The organism is Aquimarina macrocephali JAMB N27 (genome assembly GCF_000520995.1).
In the GTDB taxonomy this organism is placed as follows: Bacteria; Bacteroidota; Bacteroidia; order Flavobacteriales; family Flavobacteriaceae; genus Aquimarina; species Aquimarina macrocephali.
The window spans coordinates 51,810-73,825 of sequence record NZ_JACA01000052.1 but is presented as its reverse complement, the minus strand read 5'-3'; the positions used below and the strand labels follow the sequence as shown (position 1 = coordinate 73,825).

The 22,016-nt window shown below is 32.9% G+C and carries 19 protein-coding genes; 12 read left to right on the top strand and 7 right to left on the bottom strand.

Annotated elements, in window-relative coordinates; all coding sequences use genetic code 11:
- Nucleotides 1–989: 989 nt before the first annotated feature.
- Together Z054_RS0124065 and Z054_RS0124060 are read right to left on the bottom strand one after the other, a co-directional pair.
- Nucleotides 990–1,172 carry a hypothetical protein gene (locus tag Z054_RS0124065; RefSeq protein WP_152538666.1) on the bottom strand — a complete coding sequence of 61 codons (183 nt, stop codon included), beginning with the start codon at nucleotides 1,170–1,172 and terminating at the stop codon, nucleotides 990–992.
- Between the two features lie 347 nt (nucleotides 1,173–1,519).
- A complete protein-coding gene (locus Z054_RS0124060) occupies nucleotides 1,520–1,885 on the bottom strand; it encodes a winged helix-turn-helix transcriptional regulator (RefSeq protein ID WP_024772574.1) in 366 nt (121 codons plus the stop codon).
- A 137-nt stretch (nucleotides 1,886–2,022) separates the two neighbouring features.
- On the opposite strand from Z054_RS0124060, the gene Z054_RS0124055 reads away from it, so the two are divergent.
- Nucleotides 2,023–3,096, top strand: coding sequence for an alkene reductase (locus tag Z054_RS0124055; protein WP_024772573.1), 1,074 nt, complete (start codon nucleotides 2,023–2,025; stop codon nucleotides 3,094–3,096).
- A gap of 59 nt (nucleotides 3,097–3,155) precedes the next feature.
- Here the strand turns inward: Z054_RS0124055 and rsmG are convergent, their stop codons facing one another.
- Complete coding sequence (rsmG, locus tag Z054_RS0124050; RefSeq protein ID WP_024772572.1) at nucleotides 3,156–3,785, bottom strand: 16S rRNA (guanine(527)-N(7))-methyltransferase RsmG; 630 nt, start codon at nucleotides 3,783–3,785, stop codon at nucleotides 3,156–3,158.
- Between the two features lie 138 nt (nucleotides 3,786–3,923).
- Between rsmG and Z054_RS0124045 the strand changes: the two genes are divergently transcribed.
- The 3 genes from Z054_RS0124045 (at nucleotide 3,924) to Z054_RS0124035 (ending at nucleotide 6,765) form a co-directional block, all read left to right on the top strand.
- Complete coding sequence (locus Z054_RS0124045; protein ID WP_024772571.1) at nucleotides 3,924–5,024, top strand: fatty acid desaturase family protein; 1,101 nt, start codon at nucleotides 3,924–3,926, stop codon at nucleotides 5,022–5,024.
- A 40-nt stretch (nucleotides 5,025–5,064) separates the two neighbouring features.
- The gene (locus tag Z054_RS0124040) at nucleotides 5,065–6,252 is read left to right on the top strand and encodes a pyridoxal phosphate-dependent aminotransferase (protein ID WP_024772570.1); all 1,188 of its coding nucleotides are present in this window, start codon (nucleotides 5,065–5,067) and stop codon (nucleotides 6,250–6,252) included.
- A gap of 225 nt (nucleotides 6,253–6,477) precedes the next feature.
- A complete protein-coding gene (locus Z054_RS0124035; RefSeq protein WP_024772569.1) occupies nucleotides 6,478–6,765 on the top strand; it encodes a hypothetical protein in 288 nt (95 codons plus the stop codon).
- Nucleotides 6,766–6,771: 6 nt separating this feature from the next.
- Here Z054_RS0124035 and Z054_RS0124030 read toward each other — a convergent pair whose 3' ends face one another.
- On the bottom strand, nucleotides 6,772–8,268 hold the full coding sequence (locus tag Z054_RS0124030; protein ID WP_024772568.1) for a TrkH family potassium uptake protein: 1,497 nt from the start codon (nucleotides 8,266–8,268) through the stop codon (nucleotides 6,772–6,774).
- A gap of 1 nt (nucleotide 8,269) precedes the next feature.
- Nucleotides 8,270–9,619, bottom strand: a complete 1,350-nt coding sequence (gene trkA / locus Z054_RS0124025; RefSeq protein ID WP_024772567.1) for a Trk system potassium transporter TrkA — start codon at nucleotides 9,617–9,619, stop codon at nucleotides 8,270–8,272.
- A gap of 311 nt (nucleotides 9,620–9,930) precedes the next feature.
- Here trkA and ubiE point away from each other — a divergent pair, with 311 nt between their 5' ends.
- The gene (gene ubiE, locus Z054_RS0124020) at nucleotides 9,931–10,659 is read left to right on the top strand and encodes a bifunctional demethylmenaquinone methyltransferase/2-methoxy-6-polyprenyl-1,4-benzoquinol methylase UbiE (protein WP_024772566.1); all 729 of its coding nucleotides are present in this window, start codon (nucleotides 9,931–9,933) and stop codon (nucleotides 10,657–10,659) included.
- Nucleotides 10,660–10,713: 54 nt separating this feature from the next.
- Nucleotides 10,714–11,421, top strand: a complete 708-nt coding sequence (gene porT, locus Z054_RS0124015; RefSeq protein WP_024772565.1) for a type IX secretion/gliding motility protein PorT/SprT — start codon at nucleotides 10,714–10,716, stop codon at nucleotides 11,419–11,421.
- A 10-nt stretch (nucleotides 11,422–11,431) separates the two neighbouring features.
- Here porT and Z054_RS0124010 read toward each other — a convergent pair whose 3' ends face one another.
- The gene (locus Z054_RS0124010; RefSeq protein WP_024772564.1) at nucleotides 11,432–12,163 is read right to left on the bottom strand and encodes a TrmH family RNA methyltransferase; all 732 of its coding nucleotides are present in this window, start codon (nucleotides 12,161–12,163) and stop codon (nucleotides 11,432–11,434) included.
- Nucleotides 12,164–12,186: 23 nt separating this feature from the next.
- Between Z054_RS0124010 and tamL the strand changes: the two genes are divergently transcribed.
- The 3 genes from tamL (at nucleotide 12,187) to accD (ending at nucleotide 16,959) form a co-directional block, all read left to right on the top strand.
- On the top strand, nucleotides 12,187–14,781 hold the full coding sequence (gene tamL, locus Z054_RS0124005; protein ID WP_035093343.1) for a translocation and assembly module lipoprotein TamL: 2,595 nt from the start codon (nucleotides 12,187–12,189) through the stop codon (nucleotides 14,779–14,781).
- A gap of 184 nt (nucleotides 14,782–14,965) precedes the next feature.
- Entirely contained in the window at nucleotides 14,966–16,033 is a 1,068-nt protein-coding gene (gene fbaA, locus Z054_RS0124000) for a class II fructose-bisphosphate aldolase (protein ID WP_024772562.1), read from the top strand.
- 68 nt (nucleotides 16,034–16,101) lie between these two features.
- The gene (accD, locus tag Z054_RS0123995) at nucleotides 16,102–16,959 is read left to right on the top strand and encodes an acetyl-CoA carboxylase, carboxyltransferase subunit beta (protein ID WP_024772561.1); all 858 of its coding nucleotides are present in this window, start codon (nucleotides 16,102–16,104) and stop codon (nucleotides 16,957–16,959) included.
- An 86-nt stretch (nucleotides 16,960–17,045) separates the two neighbouring features.
- Here the strand turns inward: accD and Z054_RS0123990 are convergent, their stop codons facing one another.
- The gene (locus Z054_RS0123990) at nucleotides 17,046–17,873 is read right to left on the bottom strand and encodes a hypothetical protein (RefSeq protein ID WP_024772560.1); all 828 of its coding nucleotides are present in this window, start codon (nucleotides 17,871–17,873) and stop codon (nucleotides 17,046–17,048) included.
- Nucleotides 17,874–18,038: 165 nt separating this feature from the next.
- Between Z054_RS0123990 and rpsO the strand changes: the two genes are divergently transcribed.
- From rpsO to Z054_RS0123975, 3 genes are all read left to right on the top strand, one after another.
- A complete protein-coding gene (rpsO, locus tag Z054_RS0123985) occupies nucleotides 18,039–18,308 on the top strand; it encodes a 30S ribosomal protein S15 (RefSeq protein ID WP_024772559.1) in 270 nt (89 codons plus the stop codon).
- Between the two features lie 216 nt (nucleotides 18,309–18,524).
- On the top strand, nucleotides 18,525–20,711 hold the full coding sequence (locus tag Z054_RS0123980) for a polyribonucleotide nucleotidyltransferase (protein WP_024772558.1): 2,187 nt from the start codon (nucleotides 18,525–18,527) through the stop codon (nucleotides 20,709–20,711).
- A gap of 197 nt (nucleotides 20,712–20,908) precedes the next feature.
- Nucleotides 20,909–21,967: a hypothetical protein gene (locus Z054_RS0123975; RefSeq protein ID WP_024772557.1), complete on the top strand. Its 1,059-nt coding sequence runs from the start codon at nucleotides 20,909–20,911 to the stop codon at nucleotides 21,965–21,967.
- Nucleotides 21,968–22,016 lie beyond the last annotated feature (49 nt).

The following is a 22,016-nucleotide window of genomic DNA, read 5'->3' as shown; positions in this document are numbered from 1 at the left end:
AGCTTGTCTCCAGAGGCTACTTGCGCACTCGTCTGAGCACCCCATACAAGTATTATTAAAGGGATTAATTGTTTTTTCATGATTTTGTGAATAAAAAATGGTTAATACGGATATATATTACCAAAAGTGGGGTTAGTAATAGAAGGGTCGATAAGAGGAAAAACCTCTTATTTTCAAATATGTGATCAAGAAGTCAGAAACATGGTTCTAGTCTCTAGAATGAGAACCATTCATGGCTTCTATGAGTTTGGATATTATTGTCGGTAAGGATTGTGTTGTATTGTTCTCATAAGTTGGATTTTATTAGGTTGTTAAAAATGATATTCTTGATGCAATATTAAAGGTTGCCAGTTTCATTTTTCGGAACTCAGAATGCTTATTCTGTTAATTTTATGTAAAAAAAGCTAAAGAAATCATAAACTAAATTTCTGTGTTTTGGGGTGGCTAAGAAGTGTACTAATAGGTTTAACAATACATTAGGAATCGAGGTGCTTCGTTCTTATAAATGAGGCAAAAAAAATAAGGCTCCTAACATCCTAATGGAAATCTGTATTCTTATCCTATTTTTTTAGTGAATGGTTTATTTTTTTTGATTGAAGCGAAAATTGGATTGTGTATCAAGCGTAAATAACGTGGCAGGTATTGCTGATATATAGCAACTAAAGCAATCACACCAAAAGCACATAGGAGTTCTGAAAAGGTGAAAATTTCTAAAAAAATCATTCTATTTTAATCAATTTTCGACGTAAAAAGAGTGTGAATCAGCCTGTTTTTTTGAGGATATTTTAAGGTATTTTTGCTTCAAAAACGGTGTTTTTGAGTGACTTTTTTGGTCGTCTAGAGCAAAAAAATCGGCTTCTTAGATGAAAAAAAACGGCATCTAAGGTCAAAAAAAATCGCTTCTTAGGTGAGTTTTGGCGTTTTTTGGGCAAAAAAATACTCTCTAACACTATAAGTACCAGAGAGTATTTTTGATTTGTAGTCTTAAACTACATGCTTAATTCTATACTTGAGCGATAACCAATTTTTATTCGTTCGATGAATACGGGAGTTACTTCTTTTGAGGGAGTAACCTGTTTTACATTCTTATGTACCACCAAAGCATTATGCTTTGGGGTAGCTGTAGTATCCCCCAGATTTTTTCTGGCTATCGGTTTAAAGCTTACCAACATATTCATCCTATTTAAAAATTTGTATCACCAATAATGGATCAAGTTTTATTCCAAAGACAAAGAATTATACGACAAATGCATCAAAAAACATGGATCACTGATTATCAACAGCATAATGCATATATCAAAATAACAGTCAAACAATATATTATTTTAACAAAATACCAATAAATTAAAAATTTTATAAAAAACAAAGTCCTAGTTAAAACCACATGATACTGGAAATATCATTTAGTTAGGCCTGTAATTGTCAGTCTGAACCCATTGATAGCCTCAGGGCAAACTTGTCGAAGACATTTGAACAAAGTGAATCTATACGATTTTAATTTACAAAAGACATTTATAAATCAAACCCTCTTTTTTACTTCAATATTTTTTTCATCTTCTCTACCTACATTAATCCCTGATCCCCAAACACACAATTGACTTAATATTGGCAATAATTCCTTCCCCCTTTCGGTTAGAGAATATTCAACTCTAGGAGGGATCTCTGCAAATGATTCGCGCTTTACAACCTCCTTTTGTTCTAGTTCTTTAAGTTGTTCTGTTAAAACTTTTCTACTAATTCCTTCCACAAAAACCACCAATTGACCAAATCTTAACTTACGTTCTCCTAAAACATAAATAATAATAGGTGTCCATTTATTTCCTATAATATTCGTTGCATGAATCATTGGGCAATGATTCGGATTATGAACTAATTTTCTACTCATAATTCTTAACTTTTTGTTAAATAACCTCATTAGTTACATCGAGGTTACCATTTTTTTAGGGTACAAAAATACAAATGTTTCTTTTAGAAACTATTAATAATTACTTTTATAAACTTTTAATACAAAAAATATACAAAATGAAAATTTTTCAACCATATTCCTTAGGTTCAATTACTTTAAAAAATCATATTGTAATGGCCCCTATGACCCGTAATAGAGCAATCAAAAACATTCCAAATGATATTATGGCATTGTATTATGAACAACGTTCTGATGCTGGATTGATCATAACCGAAGGAACGTCGCCATCCCCTAATGGATTAGGATACGCTAGAATTCCCGGAGCTTTTACTGATACTCAAATTAAAGGATGGAAAAATATTGCCTCAAGAGTACATCGCAAAGACAGTAAAATTTTTGTGCAATTAATGCATTGCGGAAGAGCTTCTGCAACCCCAAATTTACCAGAAGGCGCAAAAACTATGGCCCCATCAAGCGTACAACTAAGTGGAGAAATTCATACTGACATATCAGGAAGTAGTCCTTATGCCATTCCTGAAGCCATGTCTATAGATCAAATACAAAAAACTCAAAACGAATATATACAAGCAGCAACTAATTTAGTATCAGCAGGAATCGACGGAGTAGAGCTTCATAGTGCGAATGGTTACCTACTTGATCAATTTTTGAATCCTGCATCTAATATTCGTAACGACGAGTACGGAGGTTCTTATAAAAACAGAGCTCGTTTCTTACTAGAATTAACACAAAAAACCATTGATGCTATTGGCGCAAATAAAGTAGGTGTACGAATCTCTCCTTATGGTATTTTTAATGATATGCAAGGTACATATGATGATTTAGTAGAAATGTACAGCTACTTAGCTGCAGAGTTATCAAAACTTAATATAGCATATATTCACATCGTAGATCATCGTGGTATGGGAGCTCCAGATTTTCCGACAGATATTGTTACAACACTTCAAAATATTTTTAAAGGAACAATTATCACAGGAGGAAATATAAATACAGCAAAAGAAGCTCAAACAGTATTGGACAAAGGAAGTGATCTTGTTTATATAGGAAGACCATACATATCAAATCCAAATCTTATTGAAAAATTAAAAAGCAACATTGCATTAACTCAGCCTATCATGGATACTTTCTATACTCCTGGTGAAGAAGGCTATACAGATTATATTAGTATATAAATTAGTTAAAGCATATTACCAAAAAAGGAGTTTTAAATGAATCTAAAACTCCTTTTTCTTTATACTTTATATTTTAAAGGAAGATAAACCACTTTTTTAGTCTCATAAAACTCTTCTTCAAAAACATCTGATAATTTGTGTTCTACAGCTTTTGGGAATAAAGCTAACTCTTCTGTAAGGTCACCTCCTTTAAGGTATAAAATCCCGTTTTGTAATTCGTGATTGTTCTTTTTTGCAATATTTTTTCTAATCCATTTCACAAAATCAGGCATATTGGTTACTGCACGACTTACGATAAAATCAAAACGATCATCAAATGTACCAGCTCTTCGCTGTTCTGCTTTAATATTACTTAGATCTAATGCATTTGCCACTTCATTGACAACTCTAATTTTTTTGGCAATAACATCAACCAAATAAAATTGAGTTTCTGGAAATAAAATCGCTAAAGGAATCCCAGGAAAACCACCACCAGTTCCCACATCCAGTACTTGTGCTCCCGGTTTAAACTCCAAAATTTTTGCTATTCCCAAAGAATGCAAAATATGTCGTTCGTATAACAATTCGATGTCTTTACGAGAGATAACATTAATTTTAGCATTCCATTCTGTATATAAATCTTCAAGTTTTGAAAACTGTAATCTTTGTTCTTCAGTTAGGTTCTGAAAGTATTTAAGTATAATATCCATCAAATAGTAATTAAAGCACAAAAATACACCTTAAGATGAGATATTTTACTTCTTTTTAGGAACTTAAAAAAATTTAAATACCTAACTTTACCCAATATAATTATGATCATAATCGTTTGATCATAAACCTCAATGCTTATGACTGCACCTAACATACGTTTTAGCAGAGAAGATTCTGCTAAATTCTTTAAAACATTAAATAAACGTGTAAATCAATATTTTAAAGAAAACAACATTAAACGAACAGGAAACTGGCGATTACACACTAAAACCATCGTTATGTTTTCTCTTTTTCTAACCCCTTATTTTCTAATTCTTACCCTTAACATTTCGCAATGGTGGATGCTACTACTCACTATAGTAATGGGAGTAGGAATGGCTGGCGTGGGCATGAATGTGATGCATGATGGAAATCACGATTCGTATTCTTCAAAAAAATGGATTAATAAGCTAATGGGAGGCAGTATGTATATCCTGGCGGGCAATGTTTATAACTGGCAGGTACAACATAATGTTTTACACCATACCTATACAAATATTCATGGTCATGATGAAGATATGGATGCTGGCCGGGTGATTCGTTTCACAAAACATTCAAAATGGAGACGTTTTCATAAATTTCAACATTATTATTCTATATTTCTTTATGGTTTACTAACTTTTAACTGGGCGTTGACTACAGATTTTAAGCAAACCAAAAACTATCTTGCTCGTAAGCTTTCTTACGGAAAACTACCTAGCCCATTAAAACAATGGAGTACTATTGTTATCACCAAAACCATCTATTTATCTATATGGATTTTAATCCCTATGATCTTTATGTCAATAGCCTGGTGGAAAATTTTAATAGGATTTTTTATAATGCACTATGTTGCAGGATTGATATTAAGTGTAGTATTTCAGTTAGCCCATATGGTAGAAGAAGCACAAATGCCAATCCCGGATAAAACTGGAACCATGAAAAACACCTGGGCAATACACCAATTATTTACTACAGTAAATTTTTCTACAAAAAACAGATTGGTAAATTGGTTTACCGGTGGCTTAAATCACCAGGTAGAACACCATATTTTCCCTCATATAAGTCATATTCATTATACTAAAATTTCTAAAATTGTAAAACAAACTGCTATAGAATGTAATCTCCCTTATAACGAGTACAAAACCACGCGGAAAGCTATTATTGCCCATTTTAAACATCTTAAAGAAATGGGAATGAAGCCTGCAATACAATCATAATTTTTATTTACCAGATAAAATGAGCACACAAGTATCAGAAATGAGCATACAATTATCAGACAAAATCAATGCGCTTAAAGCATCAGCTACATTAGCGATGGCTGCAAAGGCACGTGAACTAAGAGCCGAAGGGAAAGATATTATTGGCCTTAGTCTTGGAGAACCAGATTTTAACACTCCAGATTTTATTAAAGAAGCTGCTATACAAGCTGTAAACGACAACTACAATTCGTATACGCCGGTTGATGGATACGTAGAATTAAAAGATGCAATTATCACTAAATTTAAGCGTGATAATGGTCTTACCTATGATCGCTCACAAATTGTTGTATCTACCGGGGCAAAACAATCTCTTTATAATGTTGCTCAAGTATATATTAACCCAGGAGATGAAATAATTCTACCATGTCCTTACTGGGTGAGTTATAGTGATATTGTAAAACTTTCTGGTGGAGTTCCAGTAGAAGTAAAAACTTCTATTGATACCGATTTTAAAATGACAGCTGAACAGCTCGAAAAAGCGATTACACCAAAAACCAAAATGCTATGGTATAGCTCTCCTTGTAACCCAAGTGGATCTATTTATAGCAAAGAAGAATTAAGAGCATTGGCAGACGTACTACAGAAATATCCTAATATCATTGTAGTAAGTGATGAAATATATGAGCATATTAATTATGTTGGCGGTCATGCTTCTATGGCTCAATTTGAAGACATGTATAACAGAACAGTAACTGTTAATGGAGTCGCTAAAGCTTTTGCTATGACCGGATGGCGAATAGGATACATTGGAGCACCAACTTCAATTGCTCGAGCATGTAATAAAATGCAAGGCCAGGTAACCAGTGGAGCTAATTGTATTGCTCAACGCGCAGTAATTACAGCCCTTGAAGCCCCTGTTAGCAAAATTCAATATATGGTTGATGAGTTTAAAGAGAGAAGAAAACTAATACTAGGTTTGTTATCCGAGATTCCAGGATTCGAATGTAATGAACCAGAAGGAGCGTTTTACGTTTTTCCTGACATCTCACATTACTTTGGTAAAACATTACAAGGACACACTATTGAAAATGCTACAGATTTTTCAATGTTCTTATTAGAAAAGGCTAATGTTGCCACAGTAACAGGTATTGCTTTTGGAAATAGTAATTGTATTAGAATATCATATGCTGCCAGTACAGAAGAAATTAAAGAAGCTATCAAAAGAATTAAAGAAATTGTGAGCTAATAATTAACGATTTTAACTTTTTATAAATATGCCAATGCCTATAAAATAGGGTATTGGCATATTTTTTTAGCAAACGTTAAGTAAATTTTAACCTTATTTTACAATTTTTAAAATTGCCTTCTATACTAAATAAACGAAATTAGAGTTATACTTTAGCTATATCCCGAATATTATGTTTTTCTAAGAAACAAATATTCAAAAAGAACCAACTTAAAACCAATTGTTATGGATACTCTAGAAAAGGAACGTATCGTCAAAAAAAATGTCCTTGAAATTTTTAAAGAAAACTTTGACGTAACCCACACAGATGATGAAATCTTAAACATCAAACCAGAAAAAGAGTTTAGCGCTAATTATATCAGATACTATGAATCAATATTAGATATTTTTCTAATTGAAGATAGAGAGCTAAAAAGCATAAAGGGAACTGTAAAAGATACCATCAAAAAAGTTGCTGAATTATGGGCTATAGTGCCAAATTCTTCTGCAACCTGGGAATGGCAAATGCAATAAACTAAATTACCTATTTCTCCAGAAAAACGGGGTAAGAAGTATCAGCACTGTAAAGAGCTCTAATCTTCCTATTAACATAAGGAAGCAGCACCACCATTTCCCAAAGGCAGGTAATACATCAAAGTTATTTACAGGACTAAGTTTACCAAAAGCAGGTCCAACATTACCTAGAGAAGAAGCAGCTCCTCCAATTGCAGTTTCAAAATCTAATCCTAATGCGCCTAAGACCACAGAACCAATAATAAAGGCAAGCATATATAATATAAAAAATGCCAATATATTAAATACAATTTCCTTAGAGACTGATCTTCTATTATACCTTACCGGAAGGATTGCTCTGGGATGTAATGTTCTTTTAAATTCTAAAATCCCATTTCGAATAGTTATTAAATGCCGCATTACTTTTATACCTCCAGAGGTAGATCCCGCAGAACCACCCAGGAACATAATTCCAAAGAAAAGAACTGTTAAAAAAGGAGTCCACATTGTAAAATCCGCACTCACAAAACCTGTAGTAGTAATTACCGCAAGTACTTGAAATAATGCATGACGAAAAGCACTCTCTGCTTCTCCCCACACCATCGGATGATCAATAGATGACATAGATACATCTGCTTTACTATAAATTACAAGGGTAGCTATTACTGTAAATATAATAACAGAAAGCGCATAAAATTTAAATTCTTCATCTTTTATAATTTTCTGAATCTTACCCTTAAATCCAAAATAACTAAGAACAAAATTCATACCAGCCAAAAACATAAACAATATGATAATGTATTGTATTAGCGGTTGATCGTTCCAATACGCAACACTTGCATTTTTTGTAGAAAACCCTCCTGTAGATAATGTACTTAATGCATGGTTTATAGCATCAAAGAAATTCATCCCTGCTAGTTTCAAAAGAATCGTTTCTGCAACAGTATACCCAAAGTAAATCAACCACAATCGCTTTGCAGTATCTGTAATTCTAGGATGTAATTTATCTGCACTGGGTCCAGGTGCCTCTGCAGCAAACAACTGCATACCTCCTATCCCTAATAATGGCAAAATAGCAATGGCCAATACAATAATCCCCATGCCTCCAATCCAATGTGTTAAACTACGCCAAAACAAAACTCCTTTAGGAATAATCTCTATTTCATTAAGAATAGATGCACCAGTAGTAGTATATCCAGACATCGTTTCAAAAAAAGCATTGGTAAAAGATGGTATTGCTCCAGAGAATAAGTAAGGTAATGTTCCGCTAAGAGACATGAATATCCAACCAAAAGTTACAACAATATATCCATCTCGTTTATTAATCTCTTTCTGATGCTCTCTTGTTAAAAACATTAAGATGATCCCAATAAACATCGTAGCTAAAGATGCCATCATGATTTCTATAGTAACTCCATCTTTATAGATAAAACTGATACATGTGGCGATTAGCATAAAGCCGCCATTACAGAGCAATAAAAGCCCCATGATATGTGAGATAATCTTATAGTTTAATCTATACATCTTAAAGGAAAAGCTTTTCTATTTTCTTAATAGATTTTGGCAAACAACATACCACTACTCTATCTCCTGCCTGAATATAAAAATCTCCCAGTGGGATCATTCCTTCTTCATCTCTAATAACACCAGCAATTATAGCAGAACGAGGAAAATCTAAATCTTTGATTAAATTATCGCTTACTTCTGATGAAGGCTTAACAATAAACTCTAACAGCTCTGCATTCATATTATTAAGTTTGGTCATTGCTACAACCTCCCCTTTTCTAATAAATCTAAAAATATTATTTGCAGCCAGAAGTTTCTTATTGATCAAGGTATCTATACCAATAGAATGAGATAACTGGAAATAATCCATATTTTCTACTAATGCAATAGTTTTTCTCACTCCTTTAGACTTAGCCACCAGACAAGACATTATATTGGTTTCAGAATTACCAGTTACAGCTATAAAAGCATCCATCCCATCTATACCTTCTTCTTGTAATAGTTCTACATTTCGCCCATCACCATTAATAATCAAAGCATTAGGCAGTTCATCAGCAAGATCAAAGGATTTCTCTCTGTCTTTCTCGATAAGCTTTACTCTAAATTTATGATCACAAAGATCCCGAGAAGTCTTATAACCAATCTTACTCCCCCCCAGAATCATGACATTTTTGATTTGCTCTTTAACTTTTCCTGTTAACTTATACAGCTCTTCTACTCCACCTTTTGAAGTTACAAAATACACTTGATCTCCTTCTTTAAAGGTAGTATCCCCTCTTGGTATTAATGTATATTGAGTTCCTGAACGTTGAATTGCGATAGGCATAAAATGTAATTCTGGAAAAACGTCTGCTGCTTCTCTTACTGTTTTGCCAACAAATAATGCTTCTTTAGACAAAGTAGTCCCCACCATCGTTAGCGCACCATTCTCAAATTCATAACTACCATGAAATGCAGATTGACTAAGCAATAACTCTATTTCACTAGCTGCTAAGGCCTCTGGAGAAATTAGCTCATCAATACCAAATTTAATGAATCCAACTTCTTCTTTATTTTCTATAAACTCTGTATTAGAAATCCTAGCAATAGTCCGTTTAGCCCCAAGCTGTTTTGCCAATACACATATCGTAATATTGGTTGTTTCGCTAGAGGTAACACTAATTACCATATCTACATTATCTACTCTTGCTTCTTTTAAAATAGCAATTGAAGTAGAATCTCCTTTAATAACTCTAATATCCAGGTGAGTATCCGCATAATTAAGGCATTCCTTATCTGTATCTATAAGTGTAATGTCCTGGGATTCAAACGAGAGTAATTTCGCCAAATGAAATCCTACCTCACCAGCTCCGGCGATTATGATTTTCATTGGTTTTGTTTATTGTTTTCCATCTAAAGATAAAATCAAACTAAGACTAAATACTACACTTCAAAATAACTAGAAGTAAGGTCTTAGAATATAAAAGCGTACAAAGATAATGTAAATTGACTAACTGGTAAAATTTTGATGATCCTCAACTTCAATTCTAATAATTATGATTTCATTTTTCATCATTTTGTAACCAAAAAACATGTCTTACAAAAACCAGTGTTATAGAACAAAATCACATTTTTTTGCTTAAACGACAAAACTCAGGATTAGTTCAATATCAAAAATGTATATTTGCCTAAATTTTTTTAATGTCAGAAAAAATAACTCCATATAAAGACAAAACCAGATCTAAAAAAGAGCAGGTTGCCGAGATGTTTGATACTATCTCAGAGAATTATGACGGGCTAAATCGTGTTATTTCTTTTGGTATTGATGTAAAATGGCGTAAAAAAGTAGTTCAACTGGTTAGCAAAACAAATCCTGAAAGAATTTTGGATGTTGCTACAGGAACTGGTGATCTGGCCATAAATCTATCAAAAACAGGGGCATCAGAAATCATTGGTCTTGATATTTCTACAGGAATGCTGGAAGTTGGAAGGCAAAAGATTGCAATAAAAAATTTAGACACCATTATTAATATGGTACAGGGAGATAGTGAAAATCTACCTTATGATGAAAATTATTTTGATGCGATAACTGTAGCTTTTGGAGTACGAAATTTTGAAAATTTAGAAAAAGGGCTTTCAGAGATTTTTAAAGTTCTTAAACCCGGAGGTATTTTTGTAGTTTTAGAAACCTCGATACCCACAAAAACCCCGTATAAACAAGGATACAAGTTTTATTCATCAACAATATTACCTCTTGTTGGTAAGTTGTTTTCAAAGGATAAATCTGCTTATTCTTATCTAAGTGAAAGTGCTGCAGCTTTTCCTTATGGAGAAGCCTTCAACAATATTTTGAAAAAAATCGGGTTTATAGAAGTCAAAGATAATCCCCAAACTTTTGGTGTAGCTACAATTTATACAGCCACAAAATAATAATATCAAAACGAATAAGGGTTTTAAACCATTAAAAGGTTAATTTTAATTTAGATGAAAAGAATATTTATCTTAATAGTAGTTTTAATATGTACTCAAAATATGAGTGCGCAGTTATTTTCTAAAGAAAAGGTACAGAACCTTCAAAACTTTGATAAACCAAGGTTTAGTTATGGTTATATTCTTGGATTTAATCTTTATGATTTTAATTTTGATTATACAACAGATGCACCAGATACTGATATTATACATGATGAATCTGTTGGTTTTAGTGTTGGTCTTTTAGGGAACCTGAGGTTAAATGATTATTTTGATCTTAGATTAGAACCTATGGTTACTTTTAACACACGAAATTTAAGGTTTTCTAATTCTCAATTTACTTCAGATTTTGAATCTGTAAGAGAAGTAAAATCAACATATGTACATGTACCGTTATTACTAAAAATATCGACCAAAAGAATCAATAATATTAAACCTTTTATTGTTGGAGGTGTTTCTACCTCTATAAACTTGTCTAGTAACGAAGATAATCCCGATGATAATAGTGTAGGGCAATTTAGAATGAAAACCAATACTAATTATTACGAAATTGGTTTTGGTATAGATTTGTATTTATACTATTTCAAATTTACTCCATCTATAAGAGGTGTATTTGCTATGTCTGATGAGTTGGTAAAAGACAATGACCCTAATAGTCCATATACTTCGACTATTGATAAAATGTCAACGAGAGGGATTTTTATAAATTTCACATTTCAATAACATAACTTAGTTAAGATCTTCTAAATTCACTAAGCACAATAGCCGTTGCAGTAGCAACATTAAGGCTTTCTGTTTTTTGATCTGATCCAAATTGTGGAATTGTTACCCTGTCTTTAATAAGATTCTCGATATCTTCAGAGATTCCATTTGCTTCATTACCCATTATAACAATAGCATCTTTGGGTAATTTCTCGGTATAAATAGAATTTCCATTCATAAAAGTGCCAAAAATCCTAGAATTTGGTGTTTCTAAAGTTAAATAATTCTTCAAGTTCACATAACTAATATTTACTCTTGTAATAGATCCCATTGTAGCCTGTATAACCTTTGGATTATAACAATCTACAGTTTGTAAAGAACATACCAAATTCTCTATACCAAACCAATCACAAAGACGAATTATAGTTCCCAAATTACCGGGATCTCTAACATCATCCAATGCCAAAATCAAACCTTTTGAGTTTGTTTTTTTTACTTCTGGAATACAAAACACTGCTAATGCAACTTGCGGAGTAGTTAAAAAGCTAATCTGTTTTAACTCCTCCTCGGTAACACGACACTCTAATGCCGCAGAAACATCAAAAATTCCAGTCTCTAAAGTAAAGAGGGAATGAAGCTTCAAATCAGCAGCAAGTAACTCCTTAATTACTTTTTTACCCTCTGCAACAAACAATCCATGTTGTTTTCGGTACTTTTTTTGATATAAACTCTTTATTAATTTCTTTTGGTTTTTGCTAACCATACAAATAGTGTATTTTTGAATCAATGAATGAATACAGGTTGAAACACTTTCTGACAAAAATATTATTAATTACCTTAACTAGCATCTTTTTATTTTCGTGTAATGCGGTAAAAAGAGTTCCTGAGCACGAATATCTTTTGAAAAAAAATCAAATTTACGTCGATAGCGCTAAAACTAAGGACTCAAAACTGTACAATCAATTATATCAAAAACCAAATACTAAACTATTAGGAATCCCTATTAGGCTTCATATATATAATCTGGCAAGAATAAATCAAGATTCTTTATATCAAGATTGGCTAACCAGAAAACCTAAGCGAAAAAAAAGAATCATTAAGTTCCTTTCAAAAAAACAAGTAGACAGATTAGGCGTAGGACTATCAGGTATTAATGAGTGGGTAAAAAGCACAGGAGAATCTCCTTCAATTATTGATGAATCTAAAGTAAAACGTTCTATAAAAAGACTACAAGCCTATTATTGGAATAACGGTTGGTTTAATATTGAAGCAGATTATAAGATCAATACAAAGAACGATAAAACTGCAACTGTAGACTATTATGTAAAACCACACGAACCTTATTTCATTGATTCATTAAAAACCAAAATAGAATCTAAGGTTGCTGATTCTATTTACAAATTAAACGCTCAGAAATCTATAATTATTTCGGGAAAACAATATAAAACATTAGATATTGAGACCGAACGAGAACGGCTTACTTCATTATATCGAAATTCTGGATTATTTCACTTCGAAAAAGAATTTATAAAATTTGATGCTGATACTGTTAACACGGATCATAAAGTAAATCTAAATCTACTTATAAAGAACCGCTCTATAACATATGGAGATTCTACCGCTAGAACCCCTTTTAAAGTTCATAAAATAAGCAAAGTAAATATTTACACAGATTATTCTTATCAAAATCGAAATCAAAAACCTAAAGATAGTACTTCGTATAAAGGGTATAATATTTACGGTTTTGAGAAAATAAAATATACTCGTAAAGCAATTACAAATTCTGTTCTCATTACACCAGGTGAAATTTTCAGAGATAAAGACAGAACATTTACTTATAATCAAATCAATAATTTAAGAACATTTAAATATCCTAACATACGATTTGATATTGACCCTAATGATCCAACTGGAGAAAATCTTGTTGCCAATATCTTATTAACTCCAAGAAAAAAATACAGTACAAATATAGATTTTGATGTATCGACATCAAATATTCAAGCCTTTGGAATAGGTTTTGGAGGATCTCTTTTAATACGAAATGTTTTTGGAGGAGCCGAAATTTTAGAAATCTCGGCTCGGGGAAGTATTGGATCTTCTAGTGATGCAGTAGATGGTGGTCAAAAATTCTTTAATATATCCGAAGTAGGAGCAGATGTAAAACTATCTTTTCCTAAAATTGTTTTTCCTTTTATAAATCATAAGATTATTCCAAAACATATGTCGCCGACTACTAATCTTATTTTCGGAATGAATGTTCAGCAAAATATTGGCCTTGATAAACAAAATGCCACAGGAGTATTTAATTATCGATGGAAACCTAGCAATACTCTAACCAACCAATTTGATCTTGTTAATATACAATACGTAAGAAACTTAAACACTAGCAACTATTTTAACATTTACAACACTTCATTTAACAGGTTAAATAATATTGCTACAAAAGTTTTAGAGGCAGATTCACCATTCTTTTCTCAACCAGATACCGGTACTCCAAATATAGATAATGCCGTATTACATATTCCTAGTGGAGCAAATGGATTTATAGCAGAATCTTTAAGTTCTGCAGCAGATCCCGATCTAACATCAGATCAATTACAAGAGATTCGAAATATCAATGAAAGAAAGGTAAGATTAACCGAAGACAACTTAATCTTTGCTTCGAGTTACACCTACACAAAGAACAATAGAGAAAACCTTTATGATGAAAGTTATTCAAGATTTAGAGCAAAAGTCGAGTTAGCAGGTAATGTATTAAGTGCAATTTCAAATATATCCGGATTAAAAGAAAATTCTAATAAACGTTTTGAGATATTTGGTGTAGAATTTTCTCAATATGCAAAAACAGAATTGGATTACATAAAACATTGGGATTTAGGACGAAAAAACGTAGTTGCTTTTAGGGCTTTTGGAGGAATTGCACTTCCTTACGGTAATTCTAATAGTATTCCTTTTGCACGAAGTTTCTTTGGCGGTGGACCTAATGATAACAGAGCATGGTTAGTATATGATCTGGGACCAGGAAGTACTGGCGGGAGAGATGAGTTTAATGAAGCTAATATGAAAATTGCACTAAATGCAGAATACCGATACAAGATTCTAGGGTCATTACATGGAGCATTATTTGTTGATGCCGGAAACATTTGGAATGTTTTGGACAATGTAGAAGAAGAAGATGCTATCTTTTCAGAATTAGATGATGTAAGGGAAATTGCTCTAGGAAGTGGTTTCGGATTTCGATATGATTTTAATTTCTTCGTTTTAAGACTTGACATAGGATTCAAAACTTTTAATCCAGCCAACGATCAAAATAAAAGGTGGTTTAAAGGGTATAACTTCTCTGAAGCAGTTTATAATTTTGGAATTAATTATCCTTTTTAACCATTCATCATATCAGATAGTTTAATTCTAACATCAAACATTTACATATCTTATTTTTGAGAAAAATCAATAATCCATAATAATTAAAACAACCACAACTCTGCTTGTTTCAATGATTATTTTAATCCTATCGGTTTCCGTATAATTTTACTATTTTTGTAGCCTTATAAACCAAAACTAAATTATGAGTCACAACATCAAACCAGGAGTTGCCGTAGGAGACGAAGTTCAGGCAATTTTTAAATATGCAAAAGAGAAAGCTTTTGCATTACCTGCAGTTAATGTAATCGGTTCTAATTCGATTAATGCCGTTTTAGAAACTGCTGCAGAGTTAAATTCTCCTGTAATTATTCAATTCTCTAACGGAGGAGCACAGTTTAATGCTGGAAAAGGCCTCTCTAATGAAGACCAAAAGGCAGCAATTGCAGGAGCAGTTGCAGGTGCCAAACATGTACATTTAATGGCTGAAGCCTATGGAGTACCAGTAATTTTGCATACTGACCACTGTGCAAAAAAACTACTTCCTTGGATCGATGGCCTATTAGATGCCGGAGAAGAATTTTACAAAGAAACCGGAAAACCATTGTACAGTTCTCATATGATTGATTTATCTGAAGAACCAATCGAAGAAAACATCGAGATCTGTGCAACATATTTGGCTCGTATGAGCAAAATGGGTATGACCTTAGAAATCGAACTAGGAATCACTGGCGGTGAAGAAGATGGTGTAGATAATAGCGATGTAGATGATTCTAAGCTATATACTCAACCAGAAGAAGTTGCCTACTCTTACGAAGAATTAAGTAAAGTAAGTGATAAATTTACTGTAGCAGCAGCCTTTGGTAATGTTCATGGTGTATACAAGCCAGGTAATGTAAAATTAACACCAAAAATACTTAAAAATTCTCAGGAGTTTATCTCAAAGAAATATGAAGTTGAACATAACCACATCGATTTTGTTTTTCATGGAGGAAGTGGCTCTACTGTTGAAGAAATAAGAGAAGCAATTGGATATGGAGTCATTAAAATGAACATTGACACAGATCTTCAATTTGCATTTAATGAAGGTATTCGAGATTACATGACCAATAATATTGAATATCTGAAGACGCAAATAGGTAATCCTGGTGGATCAGAAGAACCTAATAAAAAGTATTACGATCCCAGAAAATGGTTACGAGAAGGAGAAATTACCTTTAAGAACCGTCTTAAAAAGGCATTCGAGGATTTAAATAATGTAAATACATTATAGAAGACTGAAAAACTTAAGCTGAAACTCCTTAAATGAGTTTCAGCTTTTTTTAATTATAATAAAATTATATGGCTTGGTTTAAGAGAACACAAAAAGGTATACAAACTGCTACCGAAGACAAAAAGGATGTCCCTAAAGGGCTTTGGTATAAATCTCCAACGGGAAAAATTGTAGATGCAGAGCAACTTGAAAAAAACTTCTATGTAAGTCCAGAAGATGGATATCATGTAAGAATAGGTAGTAAAGAATATTTTGAAATCCTATTTGATGACAATAAATTTAAAGAACTTGATAAAGGTGTTACCTCAAAAGACCCTCTTAAATTCGAAGACAAAAAGAAATATGTTGATCGTCTTAAAGACGCGCAAGAAAAAACAAATTTAAAAGATGCCGTAAGAACAGCAGTAGGAAAATCCTTTGGTAATGATTTAGTTATCGCATGTATGGATTTTGCATTTATTGGAGGTTCTATGGGTAGTGTTGTAGGTGAAAAAATCGCAAGAGCTGCTGATTATTCATTAAAGCATAAAATTCCATTTATGATTATCTCTAAATCAGGAGGTGCTCGTATGATGGAAGCAGCATTATCGCTAATGCAATTGGCAAAAACATCTGCTAAGTTAGCTCAATTAGCCGATGCAGGAATACCATATATATCCTTATGTACAGATCCAACAACAGGAGGTACAACAGCTTCTTTTGCCATGTTGGGTGATATTAATATTGCAGAACCAGGAGCATTAATTGGATTTGCTGGCCCGCGTATTGTTAGAGATACCACAGGAAAAGAATTACCTGAAGGTTTTCAAACCGCCGAATTCTTAAAAGAACACGGGTTTCTGGACTTTATAACTCCAAGACACGAACTAAAACAAAAAATAAACCTATATCTAAGTTTAATTCTAAATCGTCCTTTAGCAAATTAAAATATAATATATCAGTTATATAAAAAGGCTCGACTTTAAGTCGGGCCTTTTTATATAATCACATCAAAGACTTGTAGATCAACAGGCTATAATCGAATCTCACGCTCTTCTCCATTATCATTAGTAAATACTGCTAAATTATCGCACTCTTCATTACCATAATCTAACGAACCACTATAATTTGTTCTTACTAACTCAACAACACCACTCACCAAAAATCTACAGCTCGCCTCTCGTCGTAATGGTGTTATAATTGTGGTACTATGTGTGCTTCCATTTTTGAAATTAGTTTCCCAGGCACCTGTAATTAAGAAAACATTATCTCCCCAATTACCATTAAAAGAACCTTCGATCCATTCACGAACCTTCGACCCTGTTCTGGATGCCTGCGTACCATCAGCAAAAGTAACCGTTAAACCAAGACTCATTGTATATTGAGGATTACCATTATCATTAGCTTTTTGTCTGGTTACTATTTTAGATCCAACAAATTGAACATCATCAACAAAAAAGTCTTCGAGAGTATAGTTAATAATCCTTGTCATTGCTTCGGTATCTACCACGTATGACATATTCACCTTTCCTTTTACAATATGCCCTCCTCTAACTTCACATCCTTCAGTGCCAAAATCTACAGTTACTTCTTTAGAAGTATCTGTATCCTCAACGGTTATAGTTGCACAGTCTGGCAAAAAAGGATGTATGGGGCTTTTTACAGCGCTTTCCTCATACTCATACACTTGTAAAAATGTATCACTTATTACCTCGGTCGTATTATCTACCTTGGCATTAAGTTCTGTTTCTTCGGTAGTGAAAGATGTTACCAATTGATCTTCAGTATCATCTTTATTACATCCTACTAAAATCAAAAAAAATAATGCGATTAAACTAAATTTAAATAAGTTACTTTTCATAATATTTAATTTTAACGTTACGATACTAAGACCGTATATTATGCAAAACGTTTAATTGCATTATGTTTTTTCATATAAAATGCATTTCTAATCCAAAAAATATTATATTTGCACGCTAATAGCAAAGAGCTATTTATACATAAAAATCATTTAAATAATATTGGAATGTATTTAACGAAAGAAGTTAAAGAAGAAATCTTCGCAAAGCACGGTAAAGGAAAGAATGACAGTGGTTCTGCAGAAGGTCAAATTGCATTGTTTACGCACAGAATTACTCATCTTACTGAGCACTTAAAAAAGAATCGTAAAGATTTTAATACAGAGCGTTCTTTGGTAAAGCTAGTAGGGAAACGTAGAGATCTGTTAGACTACCTTATTAAAAAGGATATCATGAGATACCGTGCAATTGTAAAAGAATTAGGATTAAGAAAGTAATAAAAAAGAGGCTGCATGCCTCTTTTTTTATATTAAATAATTAAAAAACATTTGTACTTCACTAGAGTATGGATGCATGCCTTAGTTTTTCATTGGTCGCGCAATTACTACAACAACACAACCTTGTCCGTCCGAGTAAGACGGAAACCAATGTTTAATTAAACATATCAGGATTTATCTGTATGATAAAACTGATACGTTAGAATCAAAAAAATTATGATTCCAAAAGTTTATAAAGAGGTCATTGACCTTGGTGACGGTAGAGAAATTTCTATCGAAACCGGAAAATTAGCAAAACAGGCTCATGGTTCTGTTGTTGTACAATCTGGCAAGTGTATGTTATTATGTACAGTTGTTTCAAATTACAAACAAAGTGATGTCGATTTTCTACCATTAACAGTAGATTATAGAGAGAAATTCGCAGCATCTGGTCGTTACCCTGGCGGTTTTTTCAAAAGAGAAGCAAGACCAAGTGATGGTGAAGTACTAACAATGAGGTTGGTAGATCGTGTATTACGACCACTATTCCCAAAAGATTATCACGCAGAAACTCAGGTGATGATCCAGTTAATGTCTCATGATGATGATGTTATGCCTGATGCAATGGCTGGACTAGCAGCATCTGCAGCGATACAATTATCTGATTTCCCTTTTGAATGTGCCATTTCAGAAGCACGCGTAGGACGTGTAAATGGTGAATTTATCATTAACCCAACAAGAGCGCAGTTAGAAGAATCAGATATCGATATGATGATTGGTGCTTCTGCAGATTCTGTAATGATGGTTGAGGGAGAGATGAAAGAGATTAGCGAAGAAGAAATGGTAGAAGCTATCAAATTCGCTCATGATCATATAAAAATACAATGTGCTGCTCAGCTTAAATTAGCCGAAGCCTTCGGAAGAAAAGAAGTTAGAGAGTACGATCCAGAAAGAGAAGATGAAGACTTAGCTAAGAAAATTCATGAAATGGCATATGATGAAGTATATGCTGTTGCAAAAGCGGGATCTTCTAAAAAAGAACGTGGTTTAGCTTTTTCTGAAATAAAAGAAGAAATAAAAGCTACATTTTCTGAAGAAGAACTTGAAGACTTTGGAGATTTAGTATCTAAATATTATTCTAAAGCAGAAAAAGCTGCTATTCGTGATCTTACTTTAAACGAAGGATTACGTCTAGACGGTCGTAAAACTGATGAGATCAGACCAATCTGGTGTGAAGTTGATTATTTACCATCAACTCATGGATCTTCTATATTTACACGAGGAGAAACTCAAGCACTAGCAACAGTGACTTTGGGAACTTCTAGAGAGGCAAATCAAATTGATATGCCATCTTATGAAGGAGAAGAAACATTCTACCTTCACTACAACTTCCCTCCTTTCTGTACTGGTGAAGCAAGACCTATACGAGGAACTTCTCGTAGAGAAGTTGGTCACGGTAACTTGGCACAACGCGCCTTAAAAGGAATGATTCCTGCTGATTGCCCATATACTGTGCGTATAGTATCAGAAGTACTAGAATCTAATGGTTCTTCTTCTATGGCAACTGTATGTTCTGGGACTATGGCATTGATGGACGCCGGGGTACAAATGGTAAAACCAGTTTCTGGTATTGCTATGGGATTAATTTCTGATGGTGAAACAGGAAAATATGCAGTTTTATCTGATATTTTAGGTGATGAAGATCACTTAGGAGATATGGACTTTAAAGTAACTGGTACTGCTGATGGTATTACGGCTTGCCAAATGGATATTAAAGTAAAAGGTCTTTCTTATGAAATTTTGGTAAACGCATTAAAGCAAGCTGCTGATGGTCGTATACATATTCTAGGAAAATTAACAGATACTATTGCATCGCCAAATGCGGATGTAAAATCACATGCACCAAAAATGGTAACTAAAACAATTCCTGGAGACTTTATTGGCGCTTTAATTGGCCCAGGAGGTAAAGTAATTCAAGAATTACAAAAAACTACAGGTACTACTATTGTTATCAATGAAGACCCTGTTACAGAAGAAGGAAATGTAGAGATTCTTGGTACAAGCCAGGAAGGAATTGATGCAGTATTAGCAAAAATCGATTCTATTACTTTTAAACCTGTTGTTGGTAGTGTATATGAAGTGAAAGTAATCAAAATGTTAGATTTTGGTGCTGTAGTAGAATATATGGAAGCTCCTGGTAATGAAGTTTTACTTCACGTTTCAGAATTAGCATGGGAACGCACAGAGAATGTTAGCGATGTTGTAAATATGGGTGATATCTTTGATGTAAAATATTTCGGAATTGATTCTAGAACTCGTAAAGAAAAAGTGTCTAGAAAAGCATTATTACCTAGACCTCCAAGACCAGAAGGTGACAAGCCAAGAGGAGATCGAAAACCTCATAGAGATAAAAAAGAAAATTAATTTTTCTATACTATTTAAAAAAACGCCTTCAAGAATCTTGAAGGCGTTTTTTATTTCACTACACACAATCCAAATTCCAAATACATTCCTTCCGTATAAATTTTACCAATTATTATTGATTTGGATAAATAAGTTAATGTTACGCAACCATTTAAAGGCTATCAGTCTATAAGACAAAGACTTTAAATAATGCAACTATGACAACGTTTAAAACCCTACTACTTAGCGCCCTACTAATTTCAATGGTTTCCTGCCATAATGAATCCTTCGATCTATTTCCTGATAATATTCAAAAAATAGAAACAGATTCAGAATTATTTAATTCGTTAAAAAGTATTTCAGAAAGCAAAAATGAAGATAATAAGCCCGTCTGTATCACTTTTGTTTACCCTTTTAATGTATATCTTTTTGATGAAAATTCTGAAATTGTAGATAGCAGAATAGTCTATGATAATATAGATTTTGTGGGTCTTCTGGAAGACTCAGAAGGAACTAATAGCGCAATAGGCCTAAGTTATCCTATAACTACCATTCTAGAAGATGGCAGTTCGTTTAGCATCCAGGACAATGCCGAATTAAAAAAAACCATAGAAGCTTGTATCGAATCAGAGATTATTATCTATTGTAATAGAATATTAGAAGAAAATTGCATTTGGAAAATTACCTCTTCAACTAATAATCAAAACTATAATGATGCACTACTAGATTTTTATGACGATGGAACCGGTATTTTTTATGATAATGGTAATGCATACAGAACCTCGTGGATATCCTTTTTCCTTGAAGGTAAATTACATATTAATATTCATCTTGAAGGAAATTCTAAAACAGCCAAAGATTGGAATTTTGATTGGAAAGCCATGATAATAGATGATGAAACTGTAGAAGTATCCAATGAAACCGATAAATATATCATCAAAAGACAATGTAATATTAAAAATTCATGCGATTATGTAGAATTTAAGGAATGTGAATTGAAAAATTTTGAAGATACCGCCAATTTTGTTTTTGATGATTACAAAGACTGTATTCTTTCTTTTCAGGAAAATATAGATCCTTCTTTATTAACATTATCATTTTACCAAACCTATGAGCATGCAGAACAAGAAACAAATATATTAGACTCGTCTGTTTATCAAAACACAACTAATCCTCAGTTAGTTTTCGTTAACATCAAAAATACAGATACCAACGAATCTAAAATAATTAGAATAGTTTTATTTGCTGAAGCCTGCGATAATAATAACGAGAGCTAATTGTTATTTTCGGCAATCTTTCCTTGTTTTCAGGAAAGATTGCTTTTTT

What these genes read in the sequence shown, in the direction of transcription:
- Z054_RS0124060 (WP_024772574.1), bottom strand. Translation starts at nt 1,885, where the DNA reads ATGAGTAGAAAATTAGTTCATAATCCGAATCATTGCCCAATGATTCAT.
- accD (WP_024772561.1), top strand. Translation starts at nt 16,102, where the DNA reads ATGGCTTGGTTTAAGAGAACACAAAAAGGTATACAAACTGCTACCGAA.
- rpsO (WP_024772559.1), top strand. Translation starts at nt 18,039, where the DNA reads ATGTATTTAACGAAAGAAGTTAAAGAAGAAATCTTCGCAAAGCACGGT.
- Z054_RS0124055 (WP_024772573.1), top strand. Translation starts at nt 2,023, where the DNA reads ATGAAAATTTTTCAACCATATTCCTTAGGTTCAATTACTTTAAAAAAT.
- rsmG (WP_024772572.1), bottom strand. Translation starts at nt 3,785, where the DNA reads ATGGATATTATACTTAAATACTTTCAGAACCTAACTGAAGAACAAAGA.
- fbaA (WP_024772562.1), top strand. Translation starts at nt 14,966, where the DNA reads ATGAGTCACAACATCAAACCAGGAGTTGCCGTAGGAGACGAAGTTCAG.
- Z054_RS0123975 (WP_024772557.1), top strand. Translation starts at nt 20,909, where the DNA reads ATGACAACGTTTAAAACCCTACTACTTAGCGCCCTACTAATTTCAATG.
- Z054_RS0124035 (WP_024772569.1), top strand. Translation starts at nt 6,478, where the DNA reads ATGGATACTCTAGAAAAGGAACGTATCGTCAAAAAAAATGTCCTTGAA.
- tamL (WP_035093343.1), top strand. Translation starts at nt 12,187, where the DNA reads ATGAATGAATACAGGTTGAAACACTTTCTGACAAAAATATTATTAATT.
- ubiE (WP_024772566.1), top strand. Translation starts at nt 9,931, where the DNA reads ATGTCAGAAAAAATAACTCCATATAAAGACAAAACCAGATCTAAAAAA.
- Z054_RS0124010 (WP_024772564.1), bottom strand. Translation starts at nt 12,163, where the DNA reads ATGGTTAGCAAAAACCAAAAGAAATTAATAAAGAGTTTATATCAAAAA.
- Z054_RS0124030 (WP_024772568.1), bottom strand. Translation starts at nt 8,268, where the DNA reads ATGTATAGATTAAACTATAAGATTATCTCACATATCATGGGGCTTTTA.
- Z054_RS0124045 (WP_024772571.1), top strand. Translation starts at nt 3,924, where the DNA reads ATGACTGCACCTAACATACGTTTTAGCAGAGAAGATTCTGCTAAATTC.
- Z054_RS0123990 (WP_024772560.1), bottom strand. Translation starts at nt 17,873, where the DNA reads ATGAAAAGTAACTTATTTAAATTTAGTTTAATCGCATTATTTTTTTTG.
- trkA (WP_024772567.1), bottom strand. Translation starts at nt 9,619, where the DNA reads ATGAAAATCATAATCGCCGGAGCTGGTGAGGTAGGATTTCATTTGGCG.
- Z054_RS0124040 (WP_024772570.1), top strand. Translation starts at nt 5,065, where the DNA reads ATGAGCATACAATTATCAGACAAAATCAATGCGCTTAAAGCATCAGCT.
- Z054_RS0123980 (WP_024772558.1), top strand. Translation starts at nt 18,525, where the DNA reads ATGATTCCAAAAGTTTATAAAGAGGTCATTGACCTTGGTGACGGTAGA.
- Z054_RS0124065 (WP_152538666.1), bottom strand. Translation starts at nt 1,172, where the DNA reads ATGTTGGTAAGCTTTAAACCGATAGCCAGAAAAAATCTGGGGGATACT.
- porT (WP_024772565.1), top strand. Translation starts at nt 10,714, where the DNA reads ATGAAAAGAATATTTATCTTAATAGTAGTTTTAATATGTACTCAAAAT.